The following is a 12,510-nucleotide window of genomic DNA, read 5'->3' on the forward strand; positions in this document are numbered from 1 at the left end:
CGGTAAGTGCGGACGAATGATATCTTGCGGTCTATCGGGATGACCAGGTTAGATGCATATCACAGCCTGGGAAATTTGTTTCTTTCGCGCGATTAGGTATTCTTTAACAGGTCTAGGGCCTATAGCTCAGTTGGCTAGAGCGCCACGTTTACACCGTGGATGTCGGGGGTTCGAGTCCCTCTGGGCCCACAATGAGGAACCCGAACGGCACGAAAACCGTTCAGGTTTTCGTATTAGTGAGGGTGACGAAATTGTGTGTAATCCCGCAGGGATTACTAACACCAGGAGAGCTCGAACGGCAAGCAAGTTTACTTGCTTGCTAGTGAGAGTGAGGAAACGGCGCGTAATCCCGCCAGGGATTACTAACACCACGTAGGCGTATGTTGCGAAGCAACATTACAGACACAATTAAGAGTAGGGGCTAGTCTTGTGCATCGTCTCGTTCGTGGTGTGGGTGTTTTCCTCGGTCTCGTGATTGTGTGTCTAGCTTTTCTGCGGGCGGTTCAGCTGGAAAACATGCTTCCTCTGGACAGTGACGATGTTGGATACATTAACTTTCAGCACACATCCCTATCAACAGCACAGATTGATAAGGGGTTAGCGCAGCTTGGTAAAGAAAGTGGTGTAGAGCTCTTACAACTGTCTGGAACGGTTGGTACCCGGGAGGTTACTATTACCTCTCGGGCGGCCAATCAACCGTCGGCACCGCAGGCCATTAGCTTTTTTAGGCCTGGCAAGACAGGAACTTTATATCCTGCTGCAGGGCAGCCGACTCTGTCCCGATCTGGGATTTATACTGTCAAAGGCGATGGTGAACAAATTACGGCTATGAAGGCTTGGCTTAGCGGTGTGGGCGCTATCCATACCTGGGAGAACTTCACAGCCTTTCAAACCTATTTTCTTCCGTTGGCCTATCAAGGCATTATTCTTATCTTGGCGGTAGCCGTATTCTTGGTTGTTGCTATGATTTTTGGTTGGTTTACGACCCGTGCTGATTCTCGTATTGTGCGGCTAAGTGCAGGGTATTCCAAGACTCAGATAGTAAAAAGCGACAGCATTACACTAGTGTCCTTGGTTTTGTTGCCGACAAGCGTGACAATACTGGCTGGTTTCGGTGTCATTGCAGTCGTAGTTGGTGCAGCCGCCTTCCAAATGGTTATACCTCTTATAGTGCTTTTTATCTGCGCATTGTGTGCAATAGCGGTAGCAGTAACCATTATTTCCTATATGACGTTTCCTCGCCTTAGTGACTGGGTGGAGCGGCGATCGCTGGTAGCCGCTTTTTCATGGGTTGGAGCTGCGGTTTGTGCGGTGGCGATTGTGTTTTCACTGGCGGCGTTGCCTATTGTTTACCGAGCTTTTTTGATTGCTGGTGATAATCGGGAGGCTGCTAGGCAGGCATCGTATTTGCCGGAATATCACTCTGTAAGCTTCGGTGGGATTGTGGAAGAGCAGCGTGACTATGATCCGTTTGTTGTCCCCTTTGCTAAGCTAACTTCTCAATTGGAACGAAAGAATCAGGTCTTTTTGTTTAGCAAACAAAATGTTCCTCCCGAGGAGGCTGACACCCTACTGAAAAGTGGCTATGAGTCTATCGTGATTGTCACTCCTAATAGTTTAGCTGCGCTTGAAAAGATTCCTAATGGCTGTCGCTTTAGTGAAATAACCGGTGGGGCTCAGAGAGGGGTTGCGCATGATGTTACAGCGGATGCAACCTTGATTAATTCACAGGTAATGTCAAAGCTGAAGTTCTTCACCTGCAAAAATGATGCTAGCACTATAGCTATAGCTGGTCAGGGAATTTTCGCTCTTGCAAATAAGCCGTTGGTCGTAGTTGTTCCTGACATAAAGTCTGCATTCACCCCTGACACAGTCACTAGTATGGCCACTCTTGGAGCTATTGTTTTTCGTGATTCTCAAGCAGTGATAACGCAAGCGTCTTCGATTGGTTTAAACTTGACCAGCGATAGCACAGCGGATTCAATCGCGGTGTACGCTCAAGACCAACAACTGGGCTATTACGTGAGTCTGGCCTCGATAGCCACACTCATCTTCGCTGCTGGATTTAGCATGTTCATTAGCGCACAGCTATATGCTGCATCGCGTTTGCGTTCTCTTTTCCCACTTTATGTGGGAGGAAAGAGCATAGGCGCCCTAGTTCGTCCCCGGCTGGTTCTAGACTTCGTGTTCATCAGTGTTGGCACTGGAGTCTCTATAGTAACCGCCTCGACCTTGGGCCTGGAAACGCCATTGTTATACATCTGCATTTGTAGTGCGATTTTGTTTATCGTTGATATTGGCCTCCGTCGCTACGTCACGCACGCAACGTTGGCGCGGGTATGCCAAAGGAAGAGCTAATACATATGAAACTCAAAGTTGAAGACTTGACCATCAAAGTAGAAAAACGCGTTCTACTTTCCGGAGTGAACTTCGAGTTTCACGAAAGGCAATTGGTAGGACTAGTGGGCGCGAGTGGCTGTGGCAAGACCACACTGCTCAACACCCTCGGTCTGTTGCTGCCGGCACACAGCGGATCGATTTTCTACGATGGATCGAACGCTACCAAATGGAAGCAACGTCAAATCAGTAAGTTTTGGCGCGAACAAGCCTCGTTCGTAATTCAAGATGCGGGTATCGATGACGATGAAACTGTTGTTTACAACGTCACGCTAAAAAAATCCTTCTTTGGGCGAAATCCGGATCAACGTAGCGCTTTAGAAGCACTAGAGAAGGTAGGGCTATCGCAACGCGCTCACGATACGGCTCGCGTGCTCAGTGGAGGAGAACAACGCAGAGTTGCAATCGCGCGATCAATGTACCGAAAATCTTCTATCATCTTTGCTGATGAACCAACAGCCTCACTTGACGAGGAGAATCGTGCATTGGTGGAGTCCCTTCTAACCGAAGAAGCCCAACGAGGCGCACTCGTTATTGTATCTACTCACGACATGCGCCTCGCACAACACTGCACCTCACTGGTCAACCTCGAAAAATATCGACCAAACTAGCTCAATAACAACTGCTACCTTCCTCTTATCAAAGCATCCATAACCCGCATCAGGCTAAGAAAAAGCGGCCTTCAAACATGCGCCAGGTTAATATCCCGTGATTTTAAGGATGGGATTATGAAAACATTTACAAGGCGAGGTCCACCAGGAGTCTGTTTTACTCTAACGACTGCGCTCATAGCAGGATCATTATTAGTTACAGCACTTATGTGATATGTTGCATCCCTCTACCTCTTTAGGTCTATAGCTTTCGAGGAATAGTAATGCGTGTAGATATAGATGATCTCAGATTTAAATATCATGGTAGGGGTGAAACGCGTAAAATTTTTGACGGAGCTTCTGTCAGCTTTTCATCGGGTAACTTTTATGCGCTAATGGGGCCGTCAGGTTCAGGAAAGACTACGCTGTTCAGACTACTAACTAAAGAGCTAGAACCGGAAGGCGGGCAGATTCTGATTGGGAATAGGGATTTAGAAAAAATTTCTGCCCGCGAACTCCGGACTTCCATTCTTGGTCGAATTTTTCAAGACTACCTGCTAATTCCTTTCTTAAATCCGATTGAAAATTTGCTGCTGGCGCGAGAGATCAGCCACGGATCCGCAGGTAGGCGCGAACGCGATCTTGCCTTGCAGTTGCTGGCACGGGTTGGATTAGCAGGTCATAGCACTCAACCTGTTGAGTTGCTATCCGGTGGAGAACAACAACGCGTAGCTATTGCGCGCGCCTTGATGGGATCAGCTCGGATTCTTCTTGCAGATGAACCCACTGGCGCTTTGGATCGGGATAACACTGTTCAAATCGCACAGTTGCTAGCTAGTTTTGCTCACGACGAGGACATGCTGGTTATTGCGGGTACACATGATATGGAATTCGCTAGTTACGCTGACAAAGTTATTCATATCGGCAATTACGGTTTTGCTGTGGAGTAACGCTAATGGGTAAACAGCGGCTACGTCTGATCTTCAAGATGGCTATACACCGACCTGTGGACGCTTTGGGTACGGTGGTTATCGCGCTGGTGTTAGTGATGGTGTGCGCAAGTCTTAGTGGCTTTATTTCTGCCTATAGTCACGCCATTCAGCGCGGAGCGCAAAGTAGTTTCGGAGCGTATAGTCAACAGGTAAACGGCAACGAGGACGTTGCCGCTTTTATGCGGTCTTTACAAGATAAAGGCGAGGCAGTAGCTACTTCATATTCACGTCAGAATCTTCTAAAAACTAATACGAAAAAGGCTACGAGTGTAGACGTAACGATGCTCAGCGGCGCGGGCGACCTGGGGGTACTAGTTGCTGGACGCTATCCAGATAAGCCGGGTGAGCTATCGGTTAGCCGGGAGGTTGCTAAGAGATTACAGGCAAAGCCCGGGGATTACCTTGAACTCGTTGACGTAGAGCAAACGAGAAAGCAAGCCGCATTTACTCTAGTTGGAATCACCGAGAACCCCGCTTCCATTCATGAAGTCACCGCTATTGCTATTAGCGCTAATCAATCTATATTTAAATCCTCTGAAGTCTGGCTGACAAATAATGATTTGAAAACTATAGATGAGGTATTGAATCACGGTGGCGGAAATGTCGCGACAGTAACCTCGGTAATAGAGCGTGCTAATGCTAATGCGGTCAGCTATCAGGCAATATCGCCACAGGTTGCTTCACTGTTTCTAGGTCTGATTATCGTGGTGCTCTTGGTGGCAATTTATGCTGTCGATCGGCAGCGACGCCGCAGCGTATTCCAGGTATTGACCGCGTTAGGAGATACGCCAGGGCGAGCTGCTTTGACCACTTGTACCCAAACCACTTTGCTGGCATTAGTTGGCGGAGCAATTGGTTGGATATTAGCGTGTATATCGCTTCCCACCGTTTCGCGGTGGGTAGCAGCGTTTTTTGAGCAGCGTTGGAATCAGGTGGAATGGACTGCCGTGAGCATCGCTGCGCTAGCAACGCTGGTCATGATTACCCTGGGAGGAATACTGAGTGCAGGGGTAACAGTTTTATCTCTAAAACACCACAAGCGCGCTCACAGCGAGAGACTGTCACCTCGGGTACTGCTAATAGTAGGTATTGCGGGCACGGTAGCAACATTACTCCTGATAGTTTCTCGACAATTATTGATTTTTCCGCTGGGTCACCGCCTAGCGATGATTGTCGGAGCTCTAAGTATCCCCACCCTGGCATACGCACTCACATTATTTACGCGCAAGCGTAAAGTGACAGCTCGTTTAGGCAATCGCTTACAACAACTTACTTTAGGAGCGCTTGCAATAGTATTTGCTTTGAACTATTACGGAGCGCTCTATGCAAGTGGAGTAGCAGATTGGACTAATTGGCTAGGTCGGCAGATTAATGGTGAGGAAAGCTATCTGCAGGTCACAAGTGCTACCGAGCAGGCCGTAGACAATCTTTTGGAAAGATTACCCCAGTTAAAACCGCGCACCGCGGTATTTGGTGATGTCTCTACCAATGAGCAAATGTTCCGGATTACCGATAGCGAAGGTACTCAATGCTTTAAAACCGCTAAGTCTGTAGATGACTGTCCTCAATCTAACCTGGATTTTATTTATGTTGCCTCTGGAGGATTGGTTGATAAGAGTTTTATTAACCATGCTCCCAAAAGTTATGTAACCAATAAAGGTGCAGTTACTTTGATTGGCATCGGTATCGCTGACTCGACCATCACCAAAATGTCTACGGTAGGGGGACTTATCGGTGATCGTAACTTGGAAAATAACATTCTAAGCGGGTTGGTTATATCACCTGACTCCCCACTGCTTAACCAGTTAGGGGTCAAGAAACCTCAGTCTTACACTGCGATTATCACCGGTTTTGCCGCCTTACCCGATGAGGTGCAAGACGAGATACGTGCAAACCTGCTCATACAGGCTCCCTTCGCAACCATAACTGATTCTGAAGATCCGCAGGTTAGGCAAATACGTGCGCAAGCGGTAGCTCGCCAACTTTTAGCGGTAATCGTTTCCGGCGCGATACTACTAACCTTAGCGGCCGCTTTGGTCTCTAATCAGCAAATTGAACGGCGTCTAATCGAACTCACTGGCGGCGGTAGCAAGATTAAAGTCCGACTAGTTAAATCACTACTTATCTCCTACACGGTTTCAGTGGCTTGCGCAGTAATTTTAGGGCGTCTAGCCGCGATGGATCGAGTCCCCTTTATCCGCCTGAATTCAGCCGTTTCTCATGACTACGGTCTGGTGTGGACAATAGGATTGTCTAGCCTACTGTTCCTAATCCCCGCCCTCGTTATCGCAATTCGATCTAGCAATACTATCCCGCTAACCGGTTCGCCCAAATCTCCAAATAATCCTTAGCCGAACGGTACGAAAACCGTTTTGCCTATCCCCAATCACCGCTATACAAGAGGTCTGGGGTGGGGAAAGCGCTCGGGGGACCCCGGTGAGCCTCGCTGCGCTCAGCTCAAGCCCCCTCTCGCATCTTTTCCCGCCCCAGCACCCAGGGATTGAATGAGGGGGGACAAAATTGTGTGCAATCTTGCCAGGGGGATTACTATCGCTTTATGTATTACAGGTGGATACCGTTATTTTCTTCGCTGACGCTTACCGGGTTGATCGGCGGGTTATGGTGGTATGCCTTGGAGTCCACCACTTCTACCCCCACTTGGGTACCGGCTAGCGTGCTAGTTCTCGCATTTCTGTTTGCAGCTATAGGGATTGTTTTTGCGAGCAAAACTACCGCTTCCAAGGGCGCAAAAACTACTTACCTGACCGGAATGACGCTTTTCCTTGCGGGATTCGCGTCCTTTTATTTATTTTCCCAGCCTACAACGATAAACATTTTTGGGTTTATAGCAATTACAGCAGGCTTAATAGTCGCGAATCTAGCCGCGGGTTACCTTTACCGGGGTTCTCGGCAAAAGTAAATATTTCGCTGCTTAGCGGCCGCGGGAAACTATTTGGGTGCCCGCCCACTGGGGGGAAACCACGTCAGAGGTGGTGGGATTCATACCCGCCGTTTTCGCGGCCTCTTCGATTAGACGCGGATCAACCGCACCGGGATCGGAGGCAATCGGGCTGAGCACCCAGATCAATCCTCCCTCATCCATATTGCCCATCGCGTCCATCAACGCATCGGAGAGATCATCGGCCCCACCATCGTCATCGCGCCACCAGATCAGGGCACCATCGGTCATCGCGGTGAAATCTTCATCTTGGAGATCGTCGTCTATTTGATCCATTATGGCTTGGCGAAGATCTTCGTCGACGTCCTCGTCCCAACCAAATTCCTGAATGACTTGTTCTTTCTTAAACCCCATCTCCGATACGGATAGGGAACTTTCATGCCTTTCGCGTGTGGTTTCCACGCTCTCTAAGTTACATGATTAAAGCGTAAGGGGGAAACACGGACGCCAATATATAGAAAACTGCCAACTCTTTTACCTAGGTTTAGTAGCTTTAGCCTATTGCGCGCTCTTGCGCCCTCGTCATCTCCCCTACCTTCGGCTCTAAGGTTTTAGCGATCCTGGGGAACTCGCTTGCGCCGGATCTTGAGGTCTTGAGTAACTTCTGGGAACCCCTAGTGTCTACGGGTTCTCTACCGACCGGTTGGCTCCAGTAGCCAAAGCGCGAAAAATAGTTAACAATTGGCGAGTATGGTCTTTTCTGTTGGAGGAGCAACGAAACCTATGAGTGAGAATAAGGCGTCCCTGGACTCTGTACACCAGTTAGCTACCGCCCTGCCGGATCCGGATCCCCAAGAAACCCGCGAGTGGCTGGATTCTTTGGATGATTTGATTAAAGAGCGCGGTCCGGAGCGTACTCGCGATATTTTGTTGCGGATGCTTTCTCAAGCCGGCGAACAAAATGTGGCGGTGCCTGCCAATTTAAATACGCCTTTCACTAACACGATTAAGCCGCATGATGAACCGACTTTCCCCGGGGATGAACGCATCGAGCGGGACTATCGTCGCTGGATGCGCTGGAATGCCGCCGTGCAGGTTACCCGCGCGCAACGCCAAGGGGTGCATGTAGGGGGTCATATTTCTTCCTACGCCTCTATCTCTACTCTTTACGAGGTCGGGTTTAACCATTTCTTCCGCGGCAAGTCGCACCCGAGCGGCGGGGATCACGTCTTCTTCCAAGGGCACGCCTCCCCCGGTATTTACGCGCGGGCGTTCCTAGAGGGTCGGCTGTCTGAGGAGGATATGGATGGTTTCCGTCAGGAACTATCTCAAGCCCCTCACGGCCTGCCTTCTTACCCGCATCCGCGGCACCTGCCCGAGTTTTGGGAATACCCCACCGTGTCTATGGGGCTGGGACCGGCCGAGGCAATTACCCAGGCCTGGTTTGATACCTATTTAACTAACCGCGGAATCAAAGACTGTTCTGACCAGCACACTTGGGCTTTCCTGGGTGATGGAGAAATGGATGAACCGGAATCGCGGGGAATGTTGCAGCTAGCGGGGCAGCAAAAGCTCGACAACCTCACATTTGTCGTCAACTGCAACCTACAGCGCCTGGATGGCCCGGTGCGCGGTAACGGACAAATTATTCAGGAGCTTGAGGCATTTTTCCGAGGCGCCGGCTGGAACGTTATCAAAGTAATTTGGGGTCGCGGCTGGGATCGGCTGTTGGCTAAGGATCATGACCATGCGCTACTGAAAGTGATGACCGAATGCCTGGATGGTGACTACCAGACTTTCAAAGCTAATGATGGCGCTTACGTGCGTAAACATTTCTTCGGCCGGGATCCTCGCACCGCGAAAATGGTGGAAGATTGGACCGATGAGGAGATTTGGGATTTGCGGCGGGGCGGTCATGATTACCGCAAGGTTTACGCCGCCTATCATGCGGCGATGGCGCATAAGGGACAGCCGACTGTTATCTTGGCGCACACCATTAAGGGATATGTGCTGGGTGAGACCTTCGCGGGACGCAACTCCACTCACCAGATGAAGAAGCTGACCTTGAAAGATTTGAAGGCGCTACGCGACCGGCTGCATATTCCGATTACTGACGAGGAGCTGGATAAAGATCCGCAGCTACCTCCCTACTACCGTCCTGCCGAGGATCATCCATCCTTGCAGTATATGTTTGAGCGTCGCGAAAAGTTGGGCGGTTTTTTGCCTTCGCGTCCTAAAGAACGCAACCAGATGCAGCTTTCTTTGCCAGATGATTCCGTTTATGACGTCCTCAAAGGGGGTTCTGGGAAGCAGAAAGTTGCCACCACCATGGCGCTGGTGCGTCTAATGAAAGAGTTTTTGAAGGATGAAGACTTCGGCAAGCGGATTGTGCCGATTGTGCCGGATGAGGCGCGGACTTTCGGGATGGATTCTATGTTCCCCTCCGCGAAGATCTATAACACTTTGGGGATGAATTACACCGCAGTCGATGAAAATTTGATGCTGCATTATTCCGAGGGTAAAGATGGCCAGATTCTGCACCCCGGGATTAATGAGGCGGGAGCAGCGGCCGCTTTCCAGGTGGCTGGCACTTCCTATATGTCTAATGGGGAACCCACAATCCCGTTCTACCTGTTTTATTCAATGTTTGGTTTCCAGAGGACGGGTGACCAGTTCTGGGCAGCCGGAGACCAGTTGGCACGAGGTTTCGTGATTGGGGGAACCGCGGGGCGTACTACTTTGACCGGTGAGGGTCTGCAGCATGCCGATGGGCACTCCCCGATTATTGCCGCCACGAACCCGGCGTTTGTGCAATACGATCCGGCCTATGCTTACGAGTTGCGCCATATTATTCGTGACGGAATGCAGCGGATGTATGGAGATGGCTCCGATGGGCGCGACCAGAACGTCATGTACTATTTGACGGTTTACAACGAGGCGATTCACCAGCCCGCAGAACCCGAAGGAGTCGATGTTGAGGGAATTCTGCGCGGCATGTATGCCTTGACCGGTCATTATGAAAATGGCGGGCCGAAGGTAGAACTGCTGGCTTCGGGGATTTCGGTTCCTTGGGCGCTGCAGGCGCAAAAACTTTTGATGCAGGATTGGGGGGTTGATGCAGCAGTCTGGTCGGTGACCAGCTGGCATGAGCTGCGCCGGGACGGTATGGACAGCGATCGCCATAACCTGCTTCATGCGGATGAAGAGTATCGCTTGCCCTATGTTACTCAGCGGCTCCGTAACGCCACTGGACCGGTGATTGCGACTTCGGATTATGACCATCTGGTTCCCGATATGATTCGCCCCTGGGTGCCGGGACGATATAAGGTGCTGGGTGCTTCGGATTTCGGGTATTCCGATACCCGTGCCGCCGCGCGCCGCCACTTCTTGATTGATGCCGAATCCCTGGTGGTTCAGGCCTTGGAGGCTTTAAATGAGGACGGGATTCTGCAAGATCGTTCGGTGGTAACTCAGGCCTTGAATCGCTATGACCTACTAAATCCGAACGCTGGTTCTTCTGGCGAACAGTAATAGCTGATACTGATCGCTTCCTGGGGGCGCCCATTTTCCAATGGACGCCCCCTACTTTTTGGAGCTGACACCCCTTAGAACGCCCGCCAGAAATAACTATAGATACGCAGCTGCAGGTGAGATGTGGGAGGATAGCGCTATGGAAAAAACTGAAGTTTGTGCGGAGCAAATTGAGCGCGTATCGCAGATGGAGGCGGCGCTGGTGCGTCTCAATGACGCGATTGCAACTGTCGAGGGCGCCCTCGACACCTATGAACAGATGTGGGACGATTACCGCGCTTTGGATAAGTATTATTCCGGGAAAGCCTGGTGGGAGGATCTAGAAGCCGATAACCAGGGACTTTTGCCGGAAGATTTACCGCGCGGGGTTCTTTCCGAGGATGCACTCTATGACGCCCTCGGCGAGGCCGAAGCCCTCCGCCAGCGCCTAAAAGAAATCGCGTTAACTAGCCGAGTGTGCGAAAAACACCATCTCCCCGACTGAAAGTTACCTCCACGTCTCAACTACCGGGTAGAGCTCTGGACTTTCAGCGCCTATACTCTGTGAAACACCGCCGGTCAAAACCAGACTAGTGATTACCAGGAGCACAAAAATGCGCTTAAGTAAATTTTTTACCATTTGAAAACACCTCCCTTGATTTTTATCGATTCCGCATATTGATATGCGCCTGACACTTGCTGCATTGCGGCTTAACGGGTTAGCTGTACCCAAGAAAATGAACATTCTGGGTAGAAGGTGTTCGCGGTGGCAAATGCTCCGCCTAGTTACAAAGCGCCTCTTCTTTTCCAGCTCCTCCATCGCGCAAAAAGATGCGTGGAATACCGGTGGGGAGCGGGTAACTCCGACCTTGTAAGCCGGAGCTAGTTCGTCCCTCTCGTGAGAAACGAAAAAATCAGCAACCAACCTGAAATCGAGGTCTTTCATAAGATTTTGATTTTCTTGCATACTCCCTATGTAGGGCGCGAGCGCAAAAACCCAGGTGAAAGCTAAATTCCCACTGTGTAGTATTGGAAGTTTTGAGGAAAAGAGATTTTGTTAAGATTTCTGTGTGCGCAAGCAAAATTGGGATGATTGCCTTCCAAACGGGGATTACCAGATACCGCCTAGAACAAGATGCGAGAAGTACCCAATCAGCGACATTGTGCCCTGCGATATAGAACACTTGCGAATCCAAGGTAACCGTTGGACTCAGGCCGGAAGATTAACCGAATTTGTTTTTGTGCTCCAGGTCAGAAACGAAAACACTGGCAGGTGGCAAACGCACCTTTCGATAGACTGCACCCACTCCAACGCCCACATCCACTACTACAAAGACGGGGAGAGGGATGGGAACCCGCGCGAAACGATTAAGGTCCTTAACCGGGCAAGGGATGTTCAGGACGCATTGGGAATGGCTATACTAAGAATCAGGCAAGAAATTAATAAATTGGTGGAGGTGTGAAAGTGAACAAGGAATTGGCAGACTTCGAGAACGAAGTCCTCTACAACGTCATGCTCGGAAACACTACTCCAAAAGTTATTGATTCTAGGGGCCATACCCCGCTTATCGCTTGCCTAGAAAGCGAGACTGTTGGCACCCTGCTGGCTAGAATCGAAAGAGCCGGGGGCTGCGGAACCATCTACGCCCTATCCGAAACCGGCAAAGTAAGGGTAGTAGCCGCGCAAGACAAAGGGGCTAAGGCACCCAGCCTCACCGATCTAGAAGCAAGCACCTTAAGTGAGAACTCCTCTATCGGAATGTTCATCGACTATATCTCCACCCAAGAAGACGGGGTATATCTTACCGACGCAAAAATGCGTTCTTACGGCACCGCCGAACTGGCCAAGGTCTAATTCCCGCAATTCCAACTGCCGCTTACCGATCCATCAGCCGTGCGCGTAGCCACAAACGCGCCATTCCAAGGCAGACTTAGGCTCGCCCCCCCATGTCTGCCACCTACCGATATAGAAGCGTTAGTCCCAGAAGCATAGATAGTGAGCGTTCCGTTGCATGATCCAGTAAGGGTGGTACTTGCCCGCCTATCTACTGACGCTGGAGTCGGGGTCCTATGATCTGCCACAGCCGGCGGGTTATCTCGGTTAGTTACTGCCTTTGTAGCT

10 protein-coding genes and 1 tRNA gene are annotated in these 12,510 nt (G+C 50.4%); 9 read left to right on the forward strand and 2 right to left on the reverse strand.

The window, feature by feature from the left end; all coding sequences use genetic code 11:
• The first annotated feature begins 115 nt into the window (after positions 1-115).
• The 5 genes from L0M99_RS05470 (at position 116) to L0M99_RS05490 (ending at position 6,330) form a co-directional block, all read left to right on the forward strand.
• Positions 116-189: transfer RNA gene (locus L0M99_RS05470), tRNA-Val, on the forward strand.
• Between the two features lie 240 nt (positions 190-429).
• On the forward strand, positions 430-2,358 hold the full coding sequence (locus L0M99_RS05475; protein WP_238128018.1) for a hypothetical protein: 1,929 nt from the start codon (positions 430-432) through the stop codon (positions 2,356-2,358).
• Between the two features lie 5 nt (positions 2,359-2,363).
• Complete coding sequence (locus L0M99_RS05480) at positions 2,364-3,008, forward strand: ABC transporter ATP-binding protein (RefSeq protein WP_024059175.1); 645 nt, start codon at positions 2,364-2,366, stop codon at positions 3,006-3,008.
• Between the two features lie 263 nt (positions 3,009-3,271).
• Positions 3,272-3,937 (forward strand): ATP-binding cassette domain-containing protein, encoded by a 666-nt coding sequence (locus tag L0M99_RS05485; RefSeq protein ID WP_215523450.1) that lies wholly within the window; start codon positions 3,272-3,274, stop codon positions 3,935-3,937.
• Positions 3,938-3,942: 5 nt separating this feature from the next.
• Complete coding sequence (locus L0M99_RS05490; protein WP_238128019.1) at positions 3,943-6,330, forward strand: FtsX-like permease family protein; 2,388 nt, start codon at positions 3,943-3,945, stop codon at positions 6,328-6,330.
• 581 nt (positions 6,331-6,911) lie between these two features.
• Here L0M99_RS05490 and L0M99_RS05495 read toward each other — a convergent pair.
• Positions 6,912-7,340, reverse strand: coding sequence for a DUF3052 domain-containing protein (locus L0M99_RS05495; RefSeq protein ID WP_038109107.1), 429 nt, complete (start codon positions 7,338-7,340; stop codon positions 6,912-6,914).
• Positions 7,341-7,661: 321 nt separating this feature from the next.
• Between L0M99_RS05495 and aceE the strand changes: the two genes are divergently transcribed.
• On the forward strand, positions 7,662-10,409 hold the full coding sequence (aceE, locus tag L0M99_RS05500) for a pyruvate dehydrogenase (acetyl-transferring), homodimeric type (RefSeq protein WP_238128020.1): 2,748 nt from the start codon (positions 7,662-7,664) through the stop codon (positions 10,407-10,409).
• A 139-nt stretch (positions 10,410-10,548) separates the two neighbouring features.
• The gene (locus tag L0M99_RS05505; RefSeq protein WP_024059178.1) at positions 10,549-10,893 is read left to right on the forward strand and encodes a DUF4298 domain-containing protein; all 345 of its coding nucleotides are present in this window, start codon (positions 10,549-10,551) and stop codon (positions 10,891-10,893) included.
• A gap of 3 nt (positions 10,894-10,896) precedes the next feature.
• Here L0M99_RS05505 and L0M99_RS05510 read toward each other — a convergent pair whose 3' ends face one another.
• Positions 10,897-11,334: a hypothetical protein gene (locus L0M99_RS05510; RefSeq protein ID WP_238128021.1), complete on the reverse strand. Its 438-nt coding sequence runs from the start codon at positions 11,332-11,334 to the stop codon at positions 10,897-10,899.
• Positions 11,335-11,551: 217 nt separating this feature from the next.
• Here L0M99_RS05510 and L0M99_RS09995 point away from each other — a divergent pair, with 217 nt between their 5' ends.
• On the forward strand, positions 11,552-11,851 hold the full coding sequence (locus L0M99_RS09995; protein WP_425304308.1) for a DUF7718 family protein: 300 nt from the start codon (positions 11,552-11,554) through the stop codon (positions 11,849-11,851).
• A gap of 2 nt (positions 11,852-11,853) precedes the next feature.
• Positions 11,854-12,243: a hypothetical protein gene (locus tag L0M99_RS05515; protein ID WP_238128022.1), complete on the forward strand. Its 390-nt coding sequence runs from the start codon at positions 11,854-11,856 to the stop codon at positions 12,241-12,243.
• The last annotated feature ends 267 nt before the right edge of the window (positions 12,244-12,510 follow it).

It is taken from the genome of Varibaculum cambriense, assembly GCF_022133705.1.
Classification (GTDB): Bacteria; Actinomycetota; Actinomycetes; order Actinomycetales; family Actinomycetaceae; genus Varibaculum; species Varibaculum cambriense_A.